Source organism: Kitasatospora sp. NPDC022856, from assembly GCF_055561235.1.
The window spans coordinates 133740-157563 of sequence record NZ_JBVHHE010000019.1; the positions used below are offsets into that span (position 1 = coordinate 133740).

Sequence of the window (23824 nt, forward strand, 5' to 3'; positions counted from 1 at the left end):
CGCCTGGCTCCGCCGACTCCAACCGGCTCCACCGGCCCGACAATCCGGTCCGGGGGATGGCAAGGGGCCGTTCGGCCCTGTGCCGCCCCCAAGGCAGCTGGCAGACTGCGCTCAGGTTCGACCCGACCGCCGCAGGGCGGGCCCTTGGATATGGAGCGGTGATGGCGGACAGCTCGGTGACCGGTGTGAGCAGCCCGGTGAAGGTGTTCCTCCTTGACGACCACGAGGTGGTCCGCCGGGGCGTCCACGACCTCCTGGACGCCGAGCCCGACCTGACCGTGGTCGGCGAGGCCGCGACCGCCGAGCAGGCGATTGCCCGCGTTCCGGCGCTTCGTCCGGACGTCGCGATCCTGGACATGCGGCTTCCCGACGGCGACGGTGTGAGCGTCTGCCGGGAACTGCGCTCGCGGATGCCCGACCTGGCCTGCCTGATGCTCACGTCCTTCGACGACGAGGAAGCCCTGCTCGACTCCATCATGGCCGGTGCCGCCGGATACGTCCTCAAGCAGATCAGCGGCACCGACCTGGTCTCCGCCGTGCGCACGGTCGCCTCCGGGCAGTCCATGCTGGACCCGGGCGCCGCCACCCGGTTGATGGCCCGGCTGCGCGGCGACGCGAGTCCGCACGCTCCGGCCTTTCCCGAACTCACCGACCGTGAAAGGGAGATCCTCGCCCTGATCGGCGAGGGCCTGACCAACCGCCAGATCGGCGAACGGCTCTATCTCGCGGAGAAGACCGTGAAGAACCACATCTCCCGACTGCTGGCCAAGCTCGGTGTCGAGCGGCGCGTGCAGGCAGCCGTCATCGCCACCCAGGCCCTGGCCGCCCACGACCACGCACCCGGCCGTCCCGGGCGGTGAGCCCCGGGGCCCGCGGTGGGCGCGATGACCGCCCCCCTCCGGGACCACCTGACGGCCTTCAGGGACGTTCGACCCCTCACCCGGGCACGGATCCAAGGCGACCATCAATCCCATGAAGCCAGATCAGATCCCACCGACCGATCACACGGCACTGGACGAGCAGCAGTGCATGAAGCTGCTGGCCACAGTGCCGGTCGGCCGCATCGTCTACACCGTGCGCGCGCTGCCCGCCGTGATGCCGGCCCGCTACCACCTCGGCGAGGACGGAAGCGTGCTGCTGCGCGCCGCCGCGAAGTCCGAACTGGTGCGCGCCGTGTCCGGCGCGCTGGTGGCCTTCGAGGCAGGCGAGGTCAGCGGGTCGGACGGCAGTGGCTGGAGTGTCACTGTCCTGGGCCAGGCAGAGGTCGCAGCGGTTCCGCAGCAGCACGACACCTGGCTCAGACTACCCGGCCAGGTGTCCATCCGGATCCGCCCGGAGCTCGTCACCGGCCGCGTGCTGCCAGCCGCCCCGACCGGCCGGATCTGACCACCGGTGCCACGCCGACTCGATCCGCGCCGACGGGCGATCGTTCTCAGGGCCCGAGCGGTGCCGACCAGACCAGCCGCGTCCCGCCGTCCGGCGGGCTCGCCAGCTCCAGCTCACCCCCGAGGCCGTCGGCTCGCTCCGCGAGGTTGCGCAGGCCGCTGCGCCGCCCCTGCTCCGGGATGCCCACGCCGTCGTCCTGCACCGTCAGAACGACCTTGACCCCCGTCGCCTGCAGCAGCACCTCGACCCGTCCCGCCTGTGCGTGCCGGGCCGCGTTGCTCAACGCCTCGCCCAGCACCGCGACCACGTGGTCGGCCACCGCGGCGGGGACGTCGGTGTCCAGCAGGCCCTCCATGCTCAGCCTCGGCGCGAAGCCCAGCGCCGCCTGCGCCTCCTCCACCGCCTTCACCACCCTGGCCCGCAAGCCGTTGCCCGACGCCTCGTCCCGGGCCCGTAGCCCGAAGATCGTCGACCGGATGATCTTGATCGTCTCGTCCAGGTCTCCCACCGCACGCAGCACCCGGTCCGAGGCCCCGGGGTGCTCGATGAAGCGGGCCGCGCTCTGCAACGTCATCCCGGTCGCGAACAGCCGCTGGATCGCCAGGTCGTGCAGGTCCCGGGCGATCCGGTCCCGGTCCTCCAGCATCGCCAGCTGCTCAGCGTCACGGCGCCGGTTCGCCAGCTCCAGGCCCAGCGCGGCCTGGTCGGCGAACCCGAGCAGCGGACCGACCTCCCGCTCGGTGAACACGGCCTCCCCCACTCCACGAGCCAGCAGCAGGACCGCGTCGATGTGGCCCTCGGCCCGCCCCAGCGGCACCGCCACCGCCGGCCCCAGTCCCTCGGACCGCCGCGGATCACCCGCCAGACGCGGATCGGTGGCCAGATCCGCGGTACTGACCCGGGCACCCTCCGTCCAGGCCGCCCCGGAGAGTGTGCCCTCCCGCGGCACCACCAGGCCCATCCGCTTGGGCGCGCTGCCCCCACACGCGAACTCCACCCTCAGCGTCTCACCGCCGGCCAGCGGCACGACGATGTCCGCCAGCTCGGCGCCCGTGATCTCCCGCGCCCTCTGCGCGATCAACTCCACCACCTGGGAATGCGAACTGCCCGACAGGAGGCTGCGGGTGACCTCCGCACTCGCACTCAACCACCGCTGCTGACGCTGCGCCTCCTCGTACAGCCGCGCGTTGTCGATCGCTACCCCGGCCGCCACCGCCAGCGTCGCGATCACCGACTCGTCGTCGGCGTCGAAATCCTCACCACCGTGCTTGTCAGTCAGGTACAGATTCCCGAACACCTCCTCACGCACCCGCACCGGCACCCCTAGGAATGTCCGCATCGGCGGATGGTTGGCCGGGAACCCGTACGACGCGCCGTGCTGCGAGAGGTCGCCAAGCCGCAGCGCCTCAGGGTGGCTGATCAGCTCGCCCAGCAGGCCCTTGCCGGTCGGGTAGGGACCGATCCCGGCGATTTCCTCCTCCGCCATCCCGACCGTCAGAAACTGCGACAGCGACTCCCCATCCGGACCGATCACCCCCAACGCCGCGTAACGGGCATCCACCAGCACGGCGGCAGCCTCCACGATCCGCCGCAGCACCTGCGTCAGATCCAGTTCCCGCCCGACCGACAGCACGGCTTCCAGAAGGCTGTGCACCCGGTCCCGCGTCCCCCGGGCCGCATCGATCCGCGCCTGCAGCTCCTCCAGCAGTTCATCGAGCCGCAGCTGCGGAATCCGCGAGCGCGCCACATCGTCCCCGCCCACGCCGGCCTCCTCTGGTCCCGGTACGCGCCCGGCAGCGGTACCCGCGAGCGATTCTCGCAGACGCGACGAAGGACGGTGAGGCCCACGAGGACGGCTCGCAACGGGACCACACTCGATCACCGAGCCGACGCCTGCCGGCACCTGCCCGCCTTTCTCGTCGGAGGGCGCGTCGACCGTTGAGTGCCGCCGGAGGCTCGGGGCCCACGCGGGCGAGAGCCCCACCGACTACGACCAGCTACCGCGCAGCGCAGCCGTCCCCCTCCACTGGACGGGAGGCGCCACCGCCTGCCGCCAGCACCGCCTCGAGGACCCGCCGGTGCAGCACCTCGACAGTCCTGCGCAGCCGGTGGCCCGGTGCCGGCTTCGGTCAGGCGCCCGATGACCTTCCCCGGCCGGGCGGCCGTGACTCAGGTGGCGTCGCCCCCCAGGCCCGAGCCGGAACGCCGCTCGCCGTGGGGTCTCGGCGGGCGCTCGGGACCGAGGGCGGCATCTCAGCGGACGGCCACCGTGGCGGCGAAGGGCCCGTCCAGGGCGGCCCACTGCAGGAGCAGGATGGTCTTGCCATCGGTGATGCGCCCGTCGCGGACCATGGCGAGGGCTTCGGTGAAAGGCAGTTCGAGCACTTCGATGTCCTCGCCGTCCTCCTCGAGTCCACCGCCTTCCGTCGTGCGGTCGGCAGGGGTGTAGGGGGCGGCGAAGAAGTGCAGGCGCTCGGTGACGGAGCCGGGGCTCATGTAGGCGTCGAGGATGTGGGTGATCGGTCCGAGCGTGATGCCGAGCTCCTCCGCGCTCTCGCGCCGGATGGCGGCGAGCGGGTCGTCGCCATCGAGCAGCCCGGCCGCGGCCTCGACGAGCATGCCGTCCGGATGGTCGTTGACGTAGGCCGGGTAGCGGAACTGGCGGGTGAGCAGCACCCGGCCGCGGCCGGCGTCGTAGGGCAGGACGACCGCGCCGTTGCCGCGGTCGTAGGTCTCCCGCTGCTGGGTGCTCCAGCGCCCGTCGCGGCGCCGGTAGTCGAAGGTGGTGCGGCGCAGGACGTGCCAGCCCTGGGAGGTGAGCTCTACGTCGCGGACCACGACGTCGGGATTGCGGTCCAGGTCCCGGCCGGCGCGGTCCAGGCCGGTGCGGCCGCGGTGGTCGGGAGTGTCGGTCCCGGGGCCGGGGGTCACGCGGTCTCCCGCGGGGTGCGGTGCGGGATCTCGTCCACGTGGTGGTAGACGGGCAGGCCGCGGCGGCGGGCGACGGCGACGTCCTGGTCGGCTCCGGTGGAGTCGCCGGGGAGGCGGAGTACGGCGTCGCAGTGGGTGAGCAGGCGCTCGGCGGTCGGGTAGAGGACCTGGTCGGCGAGGGGATCGGTGAGGCCCGAACCCGCGGAGCGCAGCACGGGCAGGGCGATCCATTCCCCGATGACCGGGACGTGGCCGGCGGCGAAGACCGGCCACGCCGCCTCTTCGAGGCGGGCGAGGTTCGCCGCCATGGCCTGGGGGTCGCCGTCCGTTCCGGAGCGGTACGGACCGGCGATGAGGACGAGCATCGGCTTTTCGGTCATGGCACGGTACGATACACGCAGAAACGTGCAAGAACAGGAGAGAATACGGATGCTGGCTGCCGAGAGACGCGACCACCTGTTGGACCTGCTCGCCCGCGACGGCAAGATCGTCGCCAAGGAGGTCGCCGCCGGTTTGGGCATCTCCGAGGACAGCGTCCGCCGCGACCTGAGGGACCTCGCCGCCGAAGGACTGTGCCAGCGCGTCTACGGCGGGGCTCTGCCCGTCTCCCCCGCCGTCGCGGACTACGCCGCCCGCCGGACCCTCTCCCCCGATGGGAAGCGGCAGATCGCCGCAGTCGCCGCCGCACTCGTGCAGCCTGGCAGCGCCCTGATCCTGGACGGCGGTACCACCGCCCTCGCCGTCGCCCACGCCCTCCCACCGGACCTGGCCTGCACTGTGATCACCCACAGCCCGACCATCGCGGCCGCACTGCTCGACCACCCCCAGGCCGACGTGTTCCTCCTCGGCGGCCGCCTCTTCAAGCACTCGGCGGTCACCTGCGGCGCCGCGGCGGTCGAGGCCGCCCAGAACGTCTCCGCCGAGCTGTGCCTTCTCGGCGTCACCGGCGTCCACCCCGAAGCCGGACTGACCACGGGTGATGCGGAGGAGGCGGCGATGAAGCGCGCCCTGGCCGCACGAGGCGCGGACACCTACATCCTGGCCTCCGCCGAGAAGATCGGCACGGCCTCCCGGTTCCGCGTCCTTCCCTGGGAGGCCGTCAGCGGACTGATCACCGACGCCGACCCCAGCCACCCGGTCCTCGAACAACTCGCGGCGCACGGCGTGGAGATCCTGGCAGCCGGCTGACAGCAACAGCGAACGCGGTACCACACGGGAGCAAGCACCCGGGGGCGGACGGGCCGGCCGAGGTGACGGGGAGCTGTCCAGCCGCTCCGCCGGTACACGGCGCGGCTCCCCCCCCCGCCGCGAGAGCGGCGGGGGGGAGCCGCGCCGTGGTGGGTCAGAGCGTGTCGCGGTAGCCGCCGGAGGCGGTGCCGCGCTTCTCGATGAAGTGCTTGAACCGCTTGAGGTCGCCCTTGACCTGCCGGTCGAGCATGCCGGTCATGTCGGCGGCCTTCTCGGCCATACCGCCGGGCTGGAAGTCCATCTCCATCATCACCCGGGTATGGGTCGCGTCGATCGGCTCGAAGCGCACCATGCCCGTCTGCCGCACGTCACCACTGGTGGTACGCCACGCCACGTGGTCGTCCGGGACCTGGTCGACGATCTCGGTGTCGAACTCCCGGGACACACCGGCGATCTTCGTCTTCCAGTGGTTGTGCCGCTCGTCGAGCTGGGTGATCTCCTCGACGCCCTCCATGAACATCGGGAACTGCTCGAACTGCGTCCACTGGTTGTACGCCGTGCTGACCGGCACATCGACGTCGATCTGCTCCTGCACCTTGCTCATCGCTGCTCACTCGCCTTCGCATCGCTTCGCGGTCGGACAAGCGCCTGCCCCGACCGCCGGCCGGTATGCCCGGCCCCTACCGATTCCGCCGCACTCCGGACGAACCGGCAACAGCCACCACCCATTCGAGGACCGATCCGCCCAGGCCACCGCTCTCCGCCCACCACCCGGCGCACGCGGATCGACCGAGGAAGACCTGGTCGGCGCCGGTGACCTCCACGACGCGGGCGACCCGGGCCGAGGGCCGGGCGAGGTGCACCAGGACGCCCCGGCATCCGGCTTCGATCCAGGCACCGGGGCAGGGCGTCGAGCCGGCGGGGTTCATGAAGGTCGCAGCGCCGCGCACCACCCGACCTGGCTGGAGATCGTCCGGCCCTTGCTCGACCTGTTGGCACGGATGACGATGCTCCCCCTCGCCGGCGAGGCGCCGGCCGCACCGCGAGGGTGTTGCGGAGGGCTGCGTCCAGTCGGGGGATCTGGTCGAGGTCCAGATCGCCGGCGCACCGTCCACGGCTGGCGGCGTGAGGAGGCGATCAAGCCCTGGCAGCACCGCTCCCGGATCCTCATCACCGGCCCCGCCTCCCGTGCCAAAGCCGCTCGCGTGCTGGACCAGACCCGGCCGGGCCCGGGACGACGCGAGCGCGACGTCGACCGGCAGGGCGAAGGGCAGCTCGGGGCCCACCCGTCCTCCTGCGCCGGGGCCCTGGGCCGGTGCCGAGGAAGCAGGTGAGGGCCTCGGGATGGACTGTGGGCCGCTCTCGGTCGATGCGCTCCAGGGAGCGGGCGCCCCACGGGTTCCAGGGCGCGGTTCGCCCGCAGGCGTCGCGGATCGTCGTCGCGGTCTCGGCGACGGTCACCCGCCGAGGTCACGGTCCCGACGGCAGGCTCGCCCGGACAGCGGTCGAAGCTCGCGTGCGCCGGCGTTCCCACGATCTCGGCCGTCACGAGCCTCCCGATATCTCGGCGGTGCTCCCCCCACCCACCTGACACAAGCGCCCCGAAGGCTCGGTTCCGCCGGCTGCGGCCGGCCTCCCTCTCCCCGGAGGTCCCCCCCTGCGGGGGAGCCGCCGGACGAAGATCATCCTCGCGCGTGATCCCGCCACGCCACGGCCGTGCCAGGCTCACCGCATGCACTACGTCGTACACCGGATAGCCGCCGAGGAATGGCGGGAGCTCCGCGAGATCACACTGGAGGCGCTGCGGGACTCCCCCGGCGCCTTCAACCTCTCCTACGCCGACACCGCCGCCCACCCCGGTGCCTACTGGCAGCAACAGGCCACCGCGGAGGCTGCCGGGCAACGTGCCACCCTCACGGCCCGTGACGCGAGCGGGAACTGGGTGGGAACGGCCGGCATCGAGCCCGTCCCCGACGTCCCGGACACCGTCGGCGTAGTCGAGCCGGCGTTCGTCGCTGCCAGGGGCGTAGGAGGACGAGACAGACCCCTCTTCGCCGAGAGCGGCGGTGATCTCCTCCAGGGTCATTGCGAAATGCAGCGGTCCCACCCCGACGTACGGAGTGAACGTCCACTCATCGCGTTCCTCGCCTCCGGCGATCTGCCACGGGCCCCGATACCCCGGAGCGGCAAAGGGGATGTCTCGGACAGGCGCGCCTTTCAGTGCGCCGCCGGCCGGGCGGCATCGGACATCCGCTCGGCGGTCACCGGCGCCACGGCGCGGGCGCTGCGGAGGGCGTCGAGTGCCTCGCCCCATTCGCGGTGGGTGCGGGGCCGGCCGCGATCACCGAGGGCGGCGGACCAGGCCGGCTGCACCGGCCGACGCGAGTGATCAGTTGGTTCTGATGTCCGGGATGGCGGTCGGGGCCGGCACGGGCTCCAGGGTGAAGCTCTGCCCGGCGGGAGGGTCTGCGCAGGGGAGCTGGCGTGCGAGGACGCCCGGGGTGCCGATATCGCCCGGGATGGTCACGCAGGCGTTGCTGTGGACCAGCTGGATGAGGTAGCTACCGGCGCCTCCCGGCGACGCTCTCAGCCGGAACCGTTCCGCGGTACCCCGCCGGCCGCAGTAGTCGTTCATCAGACGGGCGCCGTCGGCGAGGAGCGCGGCCTCCACTCCCAGGCAGCCGTGACCCATCACCGGATGGAGGGAGCGGATCGTGTACTGGCCGCCGCCGGCCGGCTCGAAGACGTAGGTGGGCACGTTGCCCGGGCACGCGAACTGCCCTACCTCCCCACCGCTTTCGTGCGTGGTCGACTCCCCCAGGCAGAGTCCGGAGCCCACCGGCCGGATCAGATACGCGCCCGCCGCGACCAGTGCCCGTTCCTGGGCGCCGGAGGGGGGAGCGGGCACGGCGGGGCGGTGCGCACGGTCGTGGAGGAAGGCCGCCCCGCCCGCCACGGCGGCCGCCAGCGCCAGGACCACCACGATCGGAGTAGCGCTGCGCAGCCGCCGGCGGGAGGGCGCGGGCGGTGCGGTCCGCGGGGCGCCGGGCAGCGTCTGCGGGGCGGGTGGGCCGGCCTCGGCGGGGACGCCGGGCCCCGGGTGGGTGGCCTCGTGGGCCAGCCGCTCGCGTGCCGCGAGCCACACGGCCGGGTCCTCGCCGACTCCGCACGCCCGGACGAAGGCGTCGAGCAGTTCCGGTCGCGGCAGCAGGTCGTGGCGGAGCGCCTCGGCGATCGTGCTGCGCGGGAGCACGGCCCCGACCTCGGCAGCGCGGCGTTCCAGCGCCCTGTAGGTCAGCCCGGACCGTTGCCGAAGCTGTCGAAGATACGCGACGAACTCGGCCGTATCCCGCGCCAGGGAGGGATTCGGTGGCAAGGGTTGGGAACTCATGCCCCGATCCTGGCGGAGCAGTCCGCGGCCAACCACGTTGATTCAAGACGTTGTTGGCCAGGACGAGGGCAGCGGTGCGGCCGGCGCCGTTGTCCAGCAGTCCGGGAGGTTCGGCTGGTCAGACCGAGTCCGGCGTGTCCGACCGTTCCACCGGACCGCCCAGGACCGTCCAGGACCGTCCAGGACCGTCCGGGACCGTCCAGGACAGCCCCGGACACCTCGGGAACCTTGCCCGGCCGTGACCGCGGCGGCAAGGGTGAGGGCTCGCCGGGCCGGTCGGCTCGGCGACCCGCTCACGAGGAGTTCGCTTCATGACATCCCGTCTCCGAAAGACCGCGCTCGCCGTCGGGCTGACGGCCGTGGCCTCGCTCTCGTTCCCGGCCGTGTCGGCGGCCGCGGCGCCGTCGTCGTCCGACCTCGCCGCCGTCACCTGCGGCAACGCGAACTGGCCGCACAGCAACCTGGACCCGGGTTCGGGCACGATCTCGGCGAGCAGTGCTCCGGTGCGGACCGGCCCGTACGGAGCGTGCACCCTGGTCGGCTCGTACTCCCAGGGCCTCCGGGTGGACTACGACTGCTACTCCGTCAACGACTACGGAAACACCTGGACCTACGTCCGGGGCCCGGCCGGCAGCGGCTGGATCTACGACGCCAACCTGAGCAACGGCGGCTCCACCGTTCGCTGCTGACCAGACCGAACGCAGCGGCCGGCCCGGGCGGGGGCACCGGAGGTGCTGGGCCGGTCACGCGCCCGCGGGCGCCCTCCCGGGCGTGGATCGGCTGCCGGTCGGCCGCCCGCGCCAGCCGGGCCCCTGCTTGGCCGCAGTGGAATCCTTCCGTCCGGCGGGTACGTCGGGCGAACACTTCTGTTGGCTTCCCACCCGACTGCGTACCGCGGGACCCGCAGGCGGGTCGGCCAGCCGGTGGCGGCGAGGCCTCCGCGACCGTCTCGCGGTGGTCGGCACCTCCGGGTGGACCACCGCTAGGAGACCGGGATCGGGTCTCGCCAGATGTCCATCGGGACGGCGCGGACCGCGCGGCCGTCCGAGCCCAGGATCCGTCCCATCCTCTTCACGGTGCGCAGTGACACGCGGCGCTCGGCCACTCGCAGGTCGGGGAACCTGCGGGCGAGAGCGGCCTCCAGTCGCTGGACGTCGGCGAGGGAGCGCTGCCAGACGGAGAGGATGAGGTTGTGCCGGCCGGTGACGGCTACGCACAGCCGGATCTCGGGGAGCCTGGCGAGTTGGGGGCCGACCTCGTCGAGCCGGTCCGGAGGGATGTCGGCCCGGAAGGTCGCCAGGACCGGTCGGCCGGCGTCTCCGGCGGCGATCTCGCAGCGGAAGCGGATCGCGTCGGAGGCGGCCAGCCGGTCGAGGCGGCGGCGCAGCGTGGACGGGCTGAGCCCGGTGGCGGCGGCCAGCTCGGCTTGGCCGAGGCGGCCGTCAGTGCCCAGCCTGATGAGCAACTGCCGGTCTTCGTGGCGGATTTCGGCCCGTACTGGGGAGGACGTCCCATAGCCCGTCGGGTGGTCGTCGTGGAGTTCCAGGCGCTGGGCGGGGTCCAGTGAGTCCAGTCGCCACCGGATCCCCTCGGCGTAGAAGCCGGTCGCCAGGTGGGTGCGGACGGCGGTGATCCCCGGGAGCCTGCCCAACCGTTCGGCGGTGTACCGGGAGACCGTCGCCAGGTCGGTGAAGGCCGCGGCGATGACGAGGTCGCAGCCCTGGGAGAGGTGTTCGACGCTCATCACGTGCGGGTCCTCGGCCAGCTCGTCGGCGATCTGCCGAATCCGGTCGGGAGCGCAGTCGACGTCGAGGTACGCGACACAGCCAGGGTCCTCGGGGTGGGGCAGGCCGTAGGCGGTCACCCAGGCGATCCCGGCCTCCGAGAGCCGTCGCCAGCGGCGCGCGGCGGTGACCGGGCTGATCCCGAGAGTCTGGCCGAGCAGCGACCAGGGTGCCCGGGGCCGCAGCTGCATCGCGTTCACCAGAGCGAGATCCAACTCGTCCACTGTCACATCGGGGCCGGTCACCGTCGACTGCCGGTTGGTTCGTTCATCGAAGGGCCTCTTCATGGCGTGATCCTGCGAAATCGCGGGAATCCCCCGCTGCGGGCTCCAGAATCGCGGAACAAGATCGCTCCGCACAAGTTCCCGCCCCCGCGGGCCCGATGGAGGTACCTGTGTCCATACACGACGACGCCCTGGCTCTGGCTCCCGACCTGGTCCGGCTCCGCCATGACCTCCACCGGGTCCCCGAGCTGGGCCTTGATCTCCCGCGCACCCAGGAGCGGGTGCTGCGGGCTCTCGAGGGGCTGCCGCTGGAAGTACGTCAGGGCTCCGCCCTGAGTTCGGTCACCGCGGTGCTGCGCGGCGGGCTACCGGGGCCGGCGGTGCTCCTGCGCGCCGACATGGACGGACTGCCGGTCATCGAGAAGGCCCCGCTGCCGTTCGCGTCCGACAACGGTGCCATGCACGCCTGCGGACACGATCTGCACACCGCCATGCTCACGGGCGCCGCACACCTGCTCGCCGCACGGCGGGAGCGGCTCCACGGCGACGTGGTCTTCATGTTCCAGCCCGGCGAGGAGGGCTGGGACGGCGCCGGAGCCATGCTGGCCGAGGGCGTTCTGGACGCGGCGGGCACGCGCCCGGTCGCCGCATACGCCCTGCACGTGGCGTCGACCATGCCGCACGGGGAGTTCAGCTCCCGGCGCGGGCCGATCCTTGCCGCCTCCGACGCGCTGAACGTCACCCTCCACGGTGCGGGCGGGCACGGCTCGGTACCTCACCGGGCCAAGGACCCCGTCCCGGCGGCCTGCGAGACGGTCACCGCCTTGCAGACCATGGTGACCCGCCGCTTCGACGTGTTCGATCCGGTGGTGATCACCGTCGGACTCCTCCGGGCCGGTACCCAGCGCAACATCATCCCCGAGACCGCCTACTTCGAGGCGACCGTGCGCACCTTCTCCGCCGAGACGCGGGCCAAGGTCACCGACACCGTGGTGGAGCTGGTGCGGGCCGTCGCGGCCGCCCACGGCCTGCGGGCCGAGATCGAGTACCTTCCCGGGTACCCGGTGACGGTGAACGACGGGGCCGAGACCGATTTCCTCATGGACACCGTCCGGGAGGCCTTCGGCGAGGAACGCTTCCGGACGATGGCCAACCCGATGACCGGGTCGGAAGACTTCTCCCGGGTACTCGACGCCGTTCCGGGATCGTTCGCGTGGCTCGGCGCCGCCCCGAAGGGGAGCGATCCCGACACCCTGCCGCTCAACCACTCTCCCTACGCTGAGTTCGACGACGCGGTGCTCCCCGACGGAGCGGCGCTCTACGCCGAACTCGCCACCCGCCGTCTCGCGGCCTGAACCCCTGCCCGAGGAAGAAACGATCAAGCACATGACCGAACCGCGCGACGTGGTCGAGCAGCAGCTCACCGCCTACAACAACCACGACATCGACGCCTTCGTCGCCACCTACGCCGAGGACGTCCTCGTTCTCCGGCGGGACGGCAGCCGGCTGGAGGGCCGTCAGGCCCTGCGCGACACCTACACCCGGCAGTTCGCCGCAGGCCGCTGCCGGGCGGAGATCGTGGGGCGGCTCACCGAGGGCGACTGGGTGGTCGACCACGAAGTCGCCCACGGCCTGTCCGACGAACCGGTCCGCGTCCTGGTGGCCTACCGGGTCCGCGAAGGCCTCATCGACCGCGTTGAGTTCCTCGGCTGAGCCGCCTGGGCGTGCGGTGACGTGCGGCGTCGCTTGACTTCCCCTGAGCCCCGCTGAGCGGCCGGGTTGGCCGAACGGACCAGGAGCCCGGTGGCGCCGCCGAAAGGAAGGCCGCTACCTGTTCGGGGACGGCGGCCCACGGTCGGCGGTCACGGCGGAGCCGGGGCGGGCCGGCTCCCTTCACCAGCTGGCAGCCAGGCCCGGACGGCTTCGTCGAGGCACCCGGCGTCCTGCCTGCGGACGGCTCCGCCCGACAGCGGCCGGAACCCTGGACAGGGGGTACCCCGGGCTATGGCCGTGGAAGGCGCCCGCAGCGTGGAGGCGCGGCAGACCTGCCCGACGGCCCGGCGACAGGGCCGCGATGAAGGAGGCAGCCGGCACGATCCGCTTCTCGAAGCGCGGTGGCGGCAGGCGTGTCAGCAGGTCACCGGGGAGGAGGGGATGGTCCGGCGGTTGCGCTTCACGCCGCGGTCGGCGAGGCGGCCAGGCCCTGCTTGACGTACCGGGTGCTCTCGTCGGCGAGGATCTCGGGCAGGCCCGTCTCGATGCCGTGCAGGGCCTGGGCGGCGACGTCGGCGGGGTCGGCCTTCTGGTCGGCGGGAATCCCTGCGGCCATGTCGGTGTCCATGTATCCGACGTGCAGCGCGGAGACGGTGATGCCGTGCGGGGCCAGTTCCTCCCGGGCCGCGCCGGTCAGTGCCCATGCCGCGTGAGCGACTTCGCCGAGTGGCTCGCCACCGAGGACCAGGACGGCATCGCCCAGCTCTGCACGATGGTCGGCGCACTCGTCCTGGCCCGCGCCACCAAGGGCTCCCCGCTCTCCGAGCAGATCCTCACCACCGCGCGCGCAGCCCTGACGACAACCAGCTGATCCGCACAGCCAGGCTGGTCGGCGCGGTGCTCGAAAACGCAGCACTCGCGGCCCAGGCGACGCGACCGAGAACCGCCCGAACGGACGGCACCAGCTCGTGACACGACGCCGACGCGGCCATGTCTCGGCGCGAAACGCCCGGCCGGCCGCCGCGCGGCGGGCGGTGGCCCCGCCTCACACCCGGCGCGCACGGTCGGATGCGGGCCACACGTAGGACAGGTCGTCCGGTTCGTCCGGGAAACGGGCCCGGTAGAAGGCCGGGTCCTTGCGGAGCAGCGCGGACCGGTGGCTGGCGTGGAACTCCGCGGCTCCCAGCCACGGAGGGAGTTCTCCCGCACCCGCCAGCTCCGCCTGGGAGCGCACGGCGGGCGCCCCGGCGCGCTCCGGCAGGCCGTCCCGGAGGCTGTCCGCGCAGGTGTCCCGGCGCCCCTCGGCGGTCCAGGCCCGGCACATCTCCAGCCCGTACCGGACGAGCGCCTCCTCGTAGCCTGCCCACATCCCTACGGCCGGATGGTGGCGCCAGCCGTACCCGGGGACGGTCAGCCCGCGAAGCACCTGGAGGGCCTCCACCCGCTGCTTGCCGAGCCGCCTCGGGTCCAGCACCGCGGCGGACTCAGCGAAGTCCGGGTAGGGCAGGAAGGTCTGCACCCCTCCATCGTGCCGGGCCCCTCCGGGGCGCGCGCGGCAGGGCGGCCGGGCAGACCGGCCGGGTCAGCGGCCCGGTTCGGGCCCGCCGAAGCGCCGGGCGGCCCGGTCGCCGGAGACAGCCGGAGACAGCCGGAGCACCTCGTCCAGGTGCAGGTCGGATCCGCACAGTCCGCTGGTGGTGACCCTGACGATGACGTCGATCGGGTCCTTGCTCACGCGATCGGGTACCTCTTCGGTCCTCATGTCCCGCTGGCCGTGCGCCGGCTGACAGCCTTGACCGTGCCCCTTGCCAGGGGTGCATTCACTCGTCGGGTCGGTCGCTCGTGGACTGCTTCCGATCGCCGCTCTCCTGCCGATCGGCCTTCCGGTCGGTCCGCTGTTCGGCGACCGGCTGTCCGGCGCGGACGGTCTTCGCCTCCCGGCCGCGGCCGTCCGACGGACCGTCCGGGGTCGCGGGGCTGTCGGGAGTCCCGGGGTGGCCGGGGTCGTCGTGGTGGTGACCGGGCACTCCGCCGGAGCCGCCCTGGGGGATGTCGTCCATGGCTCCTCCTCTTCCGGTACCGCGCGCCTGCCCGGGCGGTCCTGCGCCAAACGGGCACCGCGTCAGCCCGCCGGGCCCGGGATGCGCCGAAGCGGTGGGGGCCCCTGCGCCGAACGGGCCCCTCTACCCCGGGTTGCCGGAAGGATTCGGGCGAATATGCGTGCGACCCCGGGGCAACCGGTTGCTCGACACCGACTGCGGAGGTTCCGATGGTTCCCCTTCTTCTCGTTCTGCTGCTGGCCCTGCTGCTCTTCGGCGCCGGGTTCGCACTCAAGATTCTCTGGTGGGTGGCGATCGCCGTACTCGTGCTGTGGCTGGTGGGTTTCGTGGCCCGTGGCACGCACTCCTCGGGCCGGCGCCACCGCTGGTACCGCTGGTAGGTCACATCCGCAGATCAGGCTCGGCGGGGCGCACGCGTGAAGCGGGCGCCCCGCCGCCGTGCGTGCGGCCCCGTCAGCCGGCCGTCGTTCCCGCCGGACGGGAGCTGTCGTCCCGGCGGTCCTGAGCGGCCGGCCCTGTGTTCTGCTCGGCTGTCCGGCACGTGTAGCAGGTGTTCCAGCGCGCCTGGCGCCAGGGCTGGTCGGGGTCGGTGGGTCGGTGCGGGGCGAGGGTCATCTCGCCGGTGTCCAGGCCGCACAGGGTGAGGGGGCCGCAGACGCCCGAGGCCTCCGCCGGGGCGGCGTGTGCGCGGCGCACCGGGCCCTGCGGATCGGCCGGGGCGAAGTCCGCTTCCAGGAGCCGAATGTTGGTCGGGGTGTCCGGCTCCAGCACGGTGACGATGTCCATCTCCTCAACCTGGCCGCAGGGACGGTCCGTCGCACCCCGACGGTGGCATCCGGACCAGCCCCGTCGCCCGGCGGGGGGAGCGGAGGGTACGCGCGCCCCCGGCACCCGGGTCGGCACGTCGGGCGCGGCCGCGTCAGCCCCGGCAGCTCAGAGCAGCCTCGGGGCGGGGCGGCTCCGAGCCGGCACCGCCCCGTTTCCTGCCCCGACCGGTGGGAAGACGCGCGGCATGGACCAGTCCCAGGCACCGGTACTCGAAGCCCTCGCGGCATACAGGTGCCCATCGAGAAGGCGTCCGGCCGAACCACCGCCGAGATGCTCACCCCCCACCCGCCGGGCATCCCCGCCGCCCTCCCGGGCGAACGCCTCGACGACGACGTGACCGACTACCTGCGCAGCGGCGTCGACGCGGGGATGCTCGTCCCCGACAGCGCCGACCCCGAACTCGCCTCCCTGCGCGTCGTGGTCGAGACCTGATCCTTGCCTGAGAGATCCCCATGCCCCCCGACACAGGCCGCACTGGACACGGCGGCCAGGACGGCTCCCGCGGGCTCGACCCGGCCGGCGTCCTGGTCCGGCAGATCACCTCCGCGCTGGCCGCCGCCGGCCACAGCGTCGCGGCGGCCGAATCCCTCACCGGCGGCCGCCTCGCCGTGGCGCTGTCGGACGCGCCCGGCTCCGGCGCGACGTTCCTCGGCGGAGTCGTCGCCTACGCCACCGACCTCAAGACCGGGCTGCTGCACGTCGATGCCGCCCTGGTCGGCGAGGTCGGAGCCGTCCACCCCGAGGTGGCCGCCCAGATGGCACAGGGCGTGCGCGCCCTCACCCAGGCCACCTACGGCCTGGCCACCACCGGCGTCGCCGGCCCCGCCCCCCAGGACGGCCAACCGGTGGGCACGGTCTTCGTGGCCGTCGCCGCCCCGCACGCCACGATCGCCACCCAGCCCGAGCCGCGCTCCGGACACCGCAACGACATCCAGAACGACGCAGTCCTCGCCGCCCTGCGGCTCCTCCACGACCTGCTGCGACCCGACTGATCAGCACGGACACAGTTCGGGAGTACGGCCCTGGCGCAGTCGGGGAAGAGTCTGGTCTCCTCGTCCCGGACGTGGGCGGCGGCCTCGTCCATGAGCTACTGAAGGAGCGTGCTCATCCGCGGATGGCCGTTGTGCGCCCTCTCCAGCTGCTTGAGGAGCTTCTCATCTCGGGAGCGGTCCTCGCTCCGCGTCGGCGAGGGCTGTCTTCCCCCTGGGCCAGGGGGGACGGGCCGCTCACCCTCTGCCCGTGGAGCGCTTCCCGCCGTGCCCGGACCGTGCTCGGACCGGCGGGCGTGTCTCACCCGAGTGGAGGCGCGTCAGCCAGCGAGAAGCCCGCGGCGGGCGGCCACGCGGGCCGGGAGAGGATCGTCGTCAAGGGAATGCACAGGTACAGGGCCTCCCACAGACGTCGGCAGGCCCGACCGAGCGCCTTGCCCGCCAGCGCTGATTCCACACGCCGCAGATACGCGACCGCATCCTCCACCGTCGCCGCCTCCACGACACGCCGCGCCCTGCCGGACCGGTCGCGCAGCGCGTTCTCGACAGCCACGGCCAGCTGCTGGCGGTCCGGCGTCTGCGACGGCCGGCCGACTGCGGACCGCAGACGACGCGCCACCTCCGCGGCCGCATCGCCGGACCGCCGATCGAAGAGTGGCACCCCGTGGTCGAGGACGGCCGCCGCCAGGACCAGGAGGCCTTCGTCGACCCGTAGGGCCGCTCGCCGCCGCCCCTTCCCGGGCTCTCCGCCGTCTGGGCGGCCGGGGGAATCGGTTCGCTGTGCCGTTGCGTACTCCATAACCGCAGGCTGCTGCCGAGTCACACGCCGTGGCCAGCCCAGCGCACCCGTCCAGGTGAGCCGCGCCCCGGACGTCGAAGGGGCCGCGGCGCCGTCTCGCCCGAGCAGGCCTCCTTGCCCACCCGAGGCGCCGCGCGGCACCCCTACCGCCCGCGAGGTCACGGTGGCCCTGGCGCGTCTCCCCACCGGCGCACTCGACCACGGGACACGCGGCGCCCGCTACGCCCTGTCTGGGACGCTCGGCCTGGAATTCCCGTGCCCCGATCACCGCCGCCGCCCGCCACCGGCACGGGCTGCTCGTCTGGTCCGTCTGACCATCTCCCGGGCGGGCCTCCCGGCTACCGTCCGGCCGTCTTCGGTGCCTCCAACTCGGTGTGGTGGACGGTGAAGCCACCCCGCAGGACCGGGGCGAACGGCGCCGGCGCCATACAGGTGCCGACCACCGGCTGGTACGGCTTCCCGTCGGCCCCCATGTCCATGTTCGCCACGCCCCAGGAGAACCCGAGCCGGCCGTCGCCGTGCCCGGTGCCCTGGTAGACGCTCAGGCCTATCCGCTCGCCGGTGTTGCCCACGTCCGACCTGGTGACGACAGCCGTCAGCGTGGCGACCGGGCCGCCGGTGCTCAGGCAGTCCACCTCCGCCTCGGCGCTGTAGACCTCCCCGGTGGCGGCCTTCCGGTGGGAGTAGCGGATGGTGCCCCGGGCGTCGGTGGGCAGCCCCTCGGACGCCTGGGTACCCGGCAAGGGACGGGTGTACGGCTCCGCCCAGGCGTCGAGGGTGAACCGGATCTCGTCGTCCGGAGTGATCGCGTACCAGATACGGGCCGTACCACTGACGCTCGCAGGACGACCGGGCCGCCCGTCCTGCGGCACGGACGGGCCCGCAGCGGGGCCGGCGGTGCCGGTGGCCGACGCCGGAGCGATCCCCGCGACCCCGGCAAGGGCCAGCCCGGCAGCAGCGGCACCCCGGACGACAGGGGCGCTGACGCGGGCACGGCTACGAATACGGAACATGATGGGCTTCCCTCCTCCAGGCGGCCCCGTCGGCCGCCGTCCTGATGCCCCTAACCCTCGCCTCCCCACCCCCTCCCGCACATGTGCCGATCGGCATGAACGGGGCCGCCCTCCCGGGGTGTTGCACCCTGCCGATCGGCACGGCGCAACGCCCCGGGAGAGGCCCCGGCGACCTCAGCCCCCCGATGCCCGGTCACGCCCCCGCCCGCTCAACGGCCCCGCAGGGATTCCTCCGGCGGCTCGTCGCAGTCGAAGCCGTGGACGCCGTGCGGCGCCGTGCGGCGCCGACCAGCCGCCCCTCCGGTGGCGAGCGCACCGGAGGGGTCCGCGTTCGGCTGTACGCGCCGGAAAGCGCGGGCACGAGGCTTCTCCGGCTCATTCGATTTCGGGGGACGGAATTCCGTGTACGCCGCCCGGCGCCTTGGATTGCAAGGCGGGCGTGGTACGTCACGTTTACGGCGCTGCCGGAGGAGCCAGGGTGCCCCCGGTGGCGGGACACATTCTCCCGGGGAGACACCGGTACCGACGGGGGTGCGGATGCTTTTTCAACTATCCTTCCGTAGAGGGGCATTGGTGATCCGGTCAGCTCGGGTCCGGCGGGCCCCGAGGAAAGCTGTCGCACAACCGGAGGCGAAGAAATCCACCACGGGAGGCCGTGGCCTGCTAGAGTGGCTCTTAGTTGCAGTAGTGGTTCCCATGAACTTTGTGTGCGCCTGCTGATGTATCGCAGGCGCATTTTTGTTTCCCGGCTCTTCCCCGGGTGGGTCATCATCGCGGCATCTCGGAGCACGCACGGTGCGTGCTTCGGACAGCCCCTTGAAGGAGATTTCTTTATGGCTAATGGCACTGTGAAGTGGTTCAACGCGGAAAAGGGCTTCGGCTTCATCGAGCAGGAGGGTGGCGGCCCCGACGTCTTCGCCCACTACTCGAACATCAACGCCAACGGCTTCCGCGAGCTGCTCGAGGGCCAGAAGGTCGAGTTCGACGTCACGCAGGGCCAGAAGGGCCCGCAGGCCGAGAACATTCGTCCGCTGTAGTTTCTGCCACGGCACCCGCCTGGTAGCGAGGGGCCCGCACCGCGTACTTGATGCCCGGTGCGGGCCCCTCGGCATTGCGCCACACGCGCATCCCCGGCCGTTCAGGCCCCTGGCTCCGCCACCGGCGGCCATCCCCACGCGAGACGCCCAGCGCCGCGTCCGGATCGGCGCCCTGCCGTGACAGCTCACGGTTCGAGGTTCTTCGCTCCCGCCCCTTCGCGGTGAGCGCCGACCGTAGGTGACGTGCCGCACGGTTCCACCGTCCACGCTCCGCCCGTCACACTTTCGGCCCGTTCCCTTGCGGTCTCCGCCGGCGCCTCCGCGCCACGGAGCCTTCCTCGTGACGTGCCGCCCTGAGGAAGGTCCCACATGAACCGCTCCAGTCGCTCGTCGTACCAGGACGCCAACTCCCGCTCCTCCACGGGCTCCCGCTCCGGCGGCAGCTCCTTCTACGGCGACCGGCCCGCCGGCGGCCGGTACTCCTCCGGCAGCCGGGGCTCCCGTCAGGGCTCGTCCCCGCAGGGCGAGTTCGCGATGCCGGTCAGCACCACCCCGGCGCTGCCGGCCGTCGAAGCGTTCGACGAGCTGGACATGCCGAAGGCGCTGCTGTCGGTGCTCACCCGCCAGGGCGTCACCGCGCCCTTCCCGATCCAGGCCGCGACGCTCCCGAACTCGCTGGCCGGCCGCGACGTCCTCGGACGAGGCCGCACCGGCTCCGGCAAGACCATCGCCTTCGGCCTCGCCGTCCTGGCCCGCACCGCCGGACGCAAGGCCGAGCCGCGCCGCCCGCTGGCCCTGGTCCTGGTCCCCACCCGCGAACTCGCCCAGCAGGTCACCGATGCCCTCACCCCCTACGCCCACGCGGTGCGCCTGCGGATGGCGACCGTGGTCGGCGGGATGTCGATCGGCCGCCAGGCCCAGACACTGAACCGCGGCGCCGAGGTCGTGGTAGCCACACCCGGGCGGCTCAAGGACCTGATCCAGCGCGGCGACTGCCAGCTCGACGGCGTCGGCATCACGGTGCTCGACGAGGCCGACCAGATGGCCGACATGGGCTTCCTGCCGCAGGTCACCGAGCTCCTTGAGCAGGTCGCCGAGGGCTGCCAGACGATGCTCTTCTCCGCCACCCTGGACCGCAACGTCGACCGGCTGGTGCGGCGCTTCCTCAAGGACCCGGTCACCCACTCGGTGGACCCGTCCGCCGGAGCGGTCAGCACCATGGAGCACCACGTGCTGCACGTCCAGAGCTTCGACAAGAACGCCACGATCGCCCACATCGCGTCGCGCGACGGCGGGGTGATCATGTTCATCGACACCAAGCACGGCGCGGACCGCCTGGTCGACGAGCTGCTCGCCAACGGCGTGAAGGCCGCGGCCCTGCACGGCGGCAAGTCCCAGCCCCAGCGCACCCGCACCCTGGAGCAGTTCCGCACCGGCCAGGTCACCGCGCTGATCGCGACCAACGTGGCCGCCCGGGGCATCCACGTCGACGGCCTGGACCTGGTCGTCAACCTGGACCCGCCGAACGACCACAAGGACTACCTCCACCGGGGCGGGCGCACCGCCCGCGCCGGCGAGTCAGGCACCGTCGTCACGCTGGTGCTGCCCAACCAGCGCCGCGAGATGACCCGGATGATGACCACCGCCGCCATCACCCCCGTCACCACCCGGGTCACCGCCGGCGACGAGGAACTGTCCCGCATCACCGGCGCTCGCGTGCCCACCGGCATCCCCACCGTGATCGCCGACCCCGTCGCCGACCGGCCCCGCCGCAGCGCGTCCACCAGCCGTGGCCGCCGTGGCCGCCCCGCAAGCGGCTCCGGCGACACCCGGTCTGCCGCCGGCCGCGACAACCGGGGCACCTCCGGCCGCCGCCGCGCGCCCGGGCGCGTGGCCCTCGCCGCGTAGCACCCGCCGGGCCCGGTGCTCACAGCGCACCGGGCCCGCGCGGTTCGCCGCCTCGGCAATACCGGCTCCCCGCGACGCCCCGCACGCGCGGGCCGCCGGCAGCACCCCGCCCCGGCGGACCCGCCGGGCGAAAGACGGCGAGGACGGCCGCTGCGCCGGTCAGGACCGGCCTCGGGCACCGATGTACGGCAGAGGTCGCCTGCTCCCTGCGGCCGGAGGCGACGGCCTGGGACGCCCACGAGTGCGCGACGAAGTCCCACCGGGGCTCCGCGGCCTCCGGGCCGCCCGTGGCACCCAGGCCACCGGCCACCGGCCACCGGCCACCGGCCACCGGCGAGCTTCTCCCCGCGGGGCGCTGCTCCGCGGGGGTGCGACCTCACGCGAACCCGGGCATGCCCTCCTGGGTACAGGCCGCCGCAGGGGCCGGGCCCACGAGCAGGACCTGGTCCACGCCGGTACGGCGCAGCAGAGCCGCGACGGGTGCGGTCGGACGCAGCAGGTGAAGCTCCGACCCCGCTTCGCGGGCGCGCAGGTGGGCGCGGATGAGGGCATTGAGGCCGCCGGAGTCGCAGAACGCGACCCGGGACATGTCGACCACCAGCTTCCCGGGAACGGCCGGCGTGTCGAGGACGCTCTCCACGGCGGCGCTCAGCAGTGGACCGGTGGTCTGGTCGAGGTCGCCCGCCGCGTCGAGCACCACGTCGCCCGCGCCCGGCCTCAGGGAGACATCGAGGGCAGGAGGTCGACTCTCCTCGGAGACGGTCACCGTTCACTCCTTGCGACCCCGATCTCGGCGGCCCGGGGTGCGCCCGCGAAGCGGGAATCTGACCTCACGGCCCGCGTGCGGGGGCGCACCACACCGTAGTGGCCGGGGGCCCGGCGGACCACCCGCGTGGGCGAACCGCCTACAGGCGGGTCCCGGGCAGAGCCGGCCGGGAGGCAGGCGCGGTCCGGTCGGCGGAAGTCGGCCGGCCATCGCCGCCGGGCAGGCGTCCTGACCCTGGCGCGACGGTAGTGGATGAGCGCGTCAGAGCATGGGCCCCGGGGATGACGACGAAGCCGTCGTACCGGGTGGTCGCGGACAGCTCCGCGCGCTGGTGAGGCGGGGTCTCCGGCCAGTCGGCCCAGGAGAGGACGCTCCGCGATCCAGGATCGGCGGCCGGCGGCGTCGCTCTCCGACGGGCGGCCGGGCGGCCTGCGGTGAGCGCTTGTCGCCCACCGCGGGCCGGTCTCGTCGGCCGGGCGGGGCAGACGGTCAGGTATCGGCGTCGGGGGCCTGGCCCTGCTGGGAGCGGCGGAGCTCGTCGTTGATGCGCAGGGCTTCTTCGAGCTGGTCTTCGAGGATGACGATGCGGCAGGCTGCGTCGATGGCGGTGCCCTGGTCGACGAGGTCACGCGCGCGCATCGCGATGCGCAGCTGGTAGCGGGAGTAGCGCCGGTGGCCGCCTTCGGAGCGCAGGGGGGTGATGAGGCCCTGGTCGCCGAGGGAGCGTAGGAAGCCGGGTGTGGTACCGGTCATCTCGGCGGCGCGGCCCATCGTGTAGGCGGGGTAGTCGTCGTCGTCGAGACGGTCGGGGGTGTCGGGGGTATGCGGTCGGATGGTTGCCGTGGTCACTGCACCTCTTCTTGTTGTGTCCGGGGACGCACTGAGGGGCCCCGGGGCCGTTGCGGCTCCCGGGGCCCCGAAGGGTTTTACACCATCTTCCGGCCCTATGACCGGGTTCCTTGAGTCCGCCTCGCCCCGGGTGAGGGGGCGTGCGGGGATCGCGTATGCGTGACCGGAAACCACCGTCCTTGCCTCGGGGTCCTCGGATTCCGCCCGGTGCATTGCCTCACGGGCCGGGCGATCCTGATGGCGCTACGTCCCTCCGTTCATCCTCTGCACTACCCGGGTTCTGTCCCTGCGAACTGCGGTTACTGCCGTACTGCCAACTGCTGCTGCGGCGGTCGTGATGGTCCGCCCGGTCCGGCAGCCAGCCCCGTCGCCCGTCGTGCTCACCTGCTCGGCTTGGAACCCCACTGCCCGGACCTCCCAGCACGCGCGCCCGCAGTCCTGGCGCCTTTACTGGGATACCGCGTCCTACGACTGCTGGTACTGCCCGACTCAACTTCACCTTCGGGTCATGCACTTGCTGGGCCATGCACGTGATGAACTGCGGTAACGCCGGGTGGCGGCCCCTGATACCCGCGGGCCGCCCGGAGCGGCCACCGGTCCTGTCGCCTTACTGCACATCCCTGGCTTCAGGACCCTGCAACCGCGCGGACCTGCGAACTTGCGCACTGCTGCCCGCCAGTTCGTGTCTGGCGGGTACTGCTTGACCGCGTCTACGAGAGAAACAGTAACCACGCCACCTGGCAATGTCTACTTCAGCGGGCATAGATTTTCCGGTGCGTACCGAGGAGGCAGTCTTCTCCCTGCGCGAGGGACGGGCTCGGCTGCTCGCACCCGGAGCCCACACCGGCCGGGGTCGGTGGCGGTGATGAGGCTGGTCGATTTTGGCCAACGCTGCTGTTCACCTCACTTCGTCCGGCTTTGAACGGAGTGGGGAGTCTGGGGAGCGACGAGCGCCCGT

At 72.7% G+C, this 23824-nt stretch carries 26 protein-coding genes and 3 pseudogenes; 13 read left to right on the plus strand and 16 right to left on the minus strand.

Translation table 11 applies throughout. The annotated features are described in order from the left end of the window. Positions 1-161 precede the first annotated feature (161 nt). Together ACZ34W_RS24510 and ACZ34W_RS24515 are read left to right on the plus strand one after the other, a co-directional pair. Positions 162-860 (plus strand): response regulator transcription factor, encoded by a 699-nt coding sequence (locus tag ACZ34W_RS24510; protein ID WP_329491780.1) that lies wholly within the window; start codon positions 162-164, stop codon positions 858-860. A gap of 112 nt (positions 861-972) precedes the next feature. Then, positions 973-1386 (plus strand): pyridoxamine 5'-phosphate oxidase family protein, encoded by a 414-nt coding sequence (locus ACZ34W_RS24515; protein ID WP_465607079.1) that lies wholly within the window; start codon positions 973-975, stop codon positions 1384-1386. A gap of 46 nt (positions 1387-1432) precedes the next feature. On the opposite strand, the gene ACZ34W_RS24520 is transcribed toward ACZ34W_RS24515, so the two are convergent. The 3 genes from ACZ34W_RS24520 to ACZ34W_RS24530 form a co-directional block, all read right to left on the minus strand. After that, the gene (locus ACZ34W_RS24520) at positions 1433-3148 is read right to left on the minus strand and encodes a sensor histidine kinase (RefSeq protein WP_465607081.1); all 1716 of its coding nucleotides are present in this window, start codon (positions 3146-3148) and stop codon (positions 1433-1435) included. A 491-nt stretch (positions 3149-3639) separates the two neighbouring features. Next, positions 3640-4317 (minus strand): NUDIX domain-containing protein, encoded by a 678-nt coding sequence (locus ACZ34W_RS24525; protein WP_465607083.1) that lies wholly within the window; start codon positions 4315-4317, stop codon positions 3640-3642. After that, positions 4314-4697 (minus strand): DUF4406 domain-containing protein, encoded by a 384-nt coding sequence (locus ACZ34W_RS24530; RefSeq protein ID WP_465607085.1) that lies wholly within the window; start codon positions 4695-4697, stop codon positions 4314-4316. The genes ACZ34W_RS24525 and ACZ34W_RS24530 overlap by 4 nt, the downstream gene beginning before the upstream one ends. Positions 4698-4746: 49 nt before the next feature. Between ACZ34W_RS24530 and ACZ34W_RS24535 the strand changes: the two genes are divergently transcribed. Further along, positions 4747-5505 (plus strand): DeoR/GlpR family DNA-binding transcription regulator, encoded by a 759-nt coding sequence (locus tag ACZ34W_RS24535; protein WP_465607087.1) that lies wholly within the window; start codon positions 4747-4749, stop codon positions 5503-5505. A 154-nt stretch (positions 5506-5659) separates the two neighbouring features. Here ACZ34W_RS24535 and ACZ34W_RS24540 read toward each other — a convergent pair whose 3' ends face one another. After that, positions 5660-6109: an SRPBCC family protein gene (locus ACZ34W_RS24540; protein WP_329491774.1), complete on the minus strand. Its 450-nt coding sequence runs from the start codon at positions 6107-6109 to the stop codon at positions 5660-5662. Positions 6110-6185: 76 nt separating this feature from the next. Further along, entirely contained in the window at positions 6186-6791 is a 606-nt protein-coding gene (locus ACZ34W_RS24545; RefSeq protein ID WP_465607090.1) for a hypothetical protein, read from the minus strand. Positions 6792-7237: 446 nt separating this feature from the next. On the opposite strand from ACZ34W_RS24545, the gene ACZ34W_RS24550 reads away from it, so the two are divergent. Then, complete coding sequence (locus ACZ34W_RS24550; protein WP_465607092.1) at positions 7238-7894, plus strand: hypothetical protein; 657 nt, start codon at positions 7238-7240, stop codon at positions 7892-7894. Here ACZ34W_RS24550 and ACZ34W_RS24555 read toward each other — a convergent pair whose 3' ends face one another. Beyond that, complete coding sequence (locus ACZ34W_RS24555; RefSeq protein WP_465607094.1) at positions 7895-8896, minus strand: RICIN domain-containing protein; 1002 nt, start codon at positions 8894-8896, stop codon at positions 7895-7897. 311 nt (positions 8897-9207) lie between these two features. Between ACZ34W_RS24555 and ACZ34W_RS24560 the strand changes: the two genes are divergently transcribed. Further along, positions 9208-9585 carry a hypothetical protein gene (locus ACZ34W_RS24560; protein ID WP_465607096.1) on the plus strand — a complete coding sequence of 126 codons (378 nt, stop codon included), beginning with the start codon at positions 9208-9210 and terminating at the stop codon, positions 9583-9585. A 293-nt stretch (positions 9586-9878) separates the two neighbouring features. Here ACZ34W_RS24560 and ACZ34W_RS24565 read toward each other — a convergent pair whose 3' ends face one another. Next, complete coding sequence (locus tag ACZ34W_RS24565; protein ID WP_465607098.1) at positions 9879-10895, minus strand: Lrp/AsnC family transcriptional regulator; 1017 nt, start codon at positions 10893-10895, stop codon at positions 9879-9881. Positions 10896-11074: 179 nt separating this feature from the next. Between ACZ34W_RS24565 and ACZ34W_RS24570 the strand changes: the two genes are divergently transcribed. Next, positions 11075-12259 carry a M20 metallopeptidase family protein gene (locus ACZ34W_RS24570; protein WP_329491762.1) on the plus strand — a complete coding sequence of 395 codons (1185 nt, stop codon included), beginning with the start codon at positions 11075-11077 and terminating at the stop codon, positions 12257-12259. Positions 12260-12290: 31 nt separating this feature from the next. Next, on the plus strand, positions 12291-12617 hold the full coding sequence (locus ACZ34W_RS24575; RefSeq protein ID WP_380382045.1) for a nuclear transport factor 2 family protein: 327 nt from the start codon (positions 12291-12293) through the stop codon (positions 12615-12617). Positions 12618-13077: 460 nt separating this feature from the next. On the opposite strand, the pseudogene ACZ34W_RS24580 reads toward ACZ34W_RS24575, so the two are convergent. Further along, positions 13078-13326, minus strand: a pseudogene (locus tag ACZ34W_RS24580) (short-chain dehydrogenase); the annotation flags it as partial. Here ACZ34W_RS24580 and ACZ34W_RS24585 point away from each other — a divergent pair. Continuing rightward, positions 13327-13488 (plus strand): annotated as a pseudogene (locus ACZ34W_RS24585) (TetR/AcrR family transcriptional regulator); the annotation flags it as partial. It abuts the pseudogene before it with no gap. A gap of 174 nt (positions 13489-13662) precedes the next feature. Here ACZ34W_RS24585 and ACZ34W_RS24590 read toward each other — a convergent pair. The 3 genes from ACZ34W_RS24590 to ACZ34W_RS24600 all read right to left on the minus strand — a co-directional run bounded on the left by ACZ34W_RS24590 (position 13663) and on the right by ACZ34W_RS24600 (position 14677). Continuing rightward, positions 13663-14136 carry an MSMEG_6728 family protein gene (locus ACZ34W_RS24590; RefSeq protein ID WP_465607101.1) on the minus strand — a complete coding sequence of 158 codons (474 nt, stop codon included), beginning with the start codon at positions 14134-14136 and terminating at the stop codon, positions 13663-13665. A 63-nt stretch (positions 14137-14199) separates the two neighbouring features. Next, positions 14200-14352 carry a hypothetical protein gene (locus tag ACZ34W_RS24595; RefSeq protein WP_465607124.1) on the minus strand — a complete coding sequence of 51 codons (153 nt, stop codon included), beginning with the start codon at positions 14350-14352 and terminating at the stop codon, positions 14200-14202. Positions 14353-14437: 85 nt separating this feature from the next. Then, positions 14438-14677 (minus strand): hypothetical protein, encoded by a 240-nt coding sequence (locus ACZ34W_RS24600; protein WP_465607103.1) that lies wholly within the window; start codon positions 14675-14677, stop codon positions 14438-14440. 209 nt (positions 14678-14886) lie between these two features. Between ACZ34W_RS24600 and ACZ34W_RS24605 the strand changes: the two genes are divergently transcribed. Further along, a complete protein-coding gene (locus ACZ34W_RS24605; RefSeq protein ID WP_329485246.1) occupies positions 14887-15057 on the plus strand; it encodes a hydrophobic protein in 171 nt (56 codons plus the stop codon). A gap of 73 nt (positions 15058-15130) precedes the next feature. Here ACZ34W_RS24605 and ACZ34W_RS24610 read toward each other — a convergent pair whose 3' ends face one another. Then, positions 15131-15463 (minus strand): hypothetical protein, encoded by a 333-nt coding sequence (locus ACZ34W_RS24610; RefSeq protein WP_465607105.1) that lies wholly within the window; start codon positions 15461-15463, stop codon positions 15131-15133. A gap of 273 nt (positions 15464-15736) precedes the next feature. On the opposite strand from ACZ34W_RS24610, the pseudogene ACZ34W_RS24615 reads away from it, so the two are divergent. Together ACZ34W_RS24615 and ACZ34W_RS24620 are read left to right on the plus strand one after the other, a co-directional pair. Beyond that, positions 15737-15937: pseudogene (locus tag ACZ34W_RS24615) on the plus strand (Orn/Lys/Arg family decarboxylase); the annotation flags it as partial. 20 nt (positions 15938-15957) lie between these two features. Next, positions 15958-16497, plus strand: a complete 540-nt coding sequence (locus ACZ34W_RS24620) for a CinA family protein (protein ID WP_465607107.1) — start codon at positions 15958-15960, stop codon at positions 16495-16497. Positions 16498-16795: 298 nt separating this feature from the next. On the opposite strand, the gene ACZ34W_RS24625 is transcribed toward ACZ34W_RS24620, so the two are convergent. Both ACZ34W_RS24625 and ACZ34W_RS24630 read right to left on the minus strand, forming a co-directional pair. Continuing rightward, positions 16796-17293, minus strand: a complete 498-nt coding sequence (locus ACZ34W_RS24625) for a hypothetical protein (RefSeq protein ID WP_465607109.1) — start codon at positions 17291-17293, stop codon at positions 16796-16798. 338 nt (positions 17294-17631) lie between these two features. Then, positions 17632-18306, minus strand: coding sequence for a hypothetical protein (locus ACZ34W_RS24630; RefSeq protein WP_465607111.1), 675 nt, complete (start codon positions 18304-18306; stop codon positions 17632-17634). An 833-nt stretch (positions 18307-19139) separates the two neighbouring features. On the opposite strand from ACZ34W_RS24630, the gene ACZ34W_RS24635 reads away from it, so the two are divergent. Further along, complete coding sequence (locus tag ACZ34W_RS24635; protein WP_030918248.1) at positions 19140-19343, plus strand: cold-shock protein; 204 nt, start codon at positions 19140-19142, stop codon at positions 19341-19343. 369 nt (positions 19344-19712) lie between these two features. Beyond that, a complete protein-coding gene (locus ACZ34W_RS24640) occupies positions 19713-21251 on the plus strand; it encodes a DEAD/DEAH box helicase (RefSeq protein ID WP_465607113.1) in 1539 nt (512 codons plus the stop codon). A gap of 376 nt (positions 21252-21627) precedes the next feature. On the opposite strand, the gene ACZ34W_RS24645 is transcribed toward ACZ34W_RS24640, so the two are convergent. Further along, a complete protein-coding gene (locus ACZ34W_RS24645; protein ID WP_465607115.1) occupies positions 21628-22017 on the minus strand; it encodes an STAS domain-containing protein in 390 nt (129 codons plus the stop codon). A 489-nt stretch (positions 22018-22506) separates the two neighbouring features. After that, entirely contained in the window at positions 22507-22788 is a 282-nt protein-coding gene (locus ACZ34W_RS24650) for a helix-turn-helix domain-containing protein (protein ID WP_329492399.1), read from the minus strand. Positions 22789-23824: the final 1036 nt, after the last annotated feature.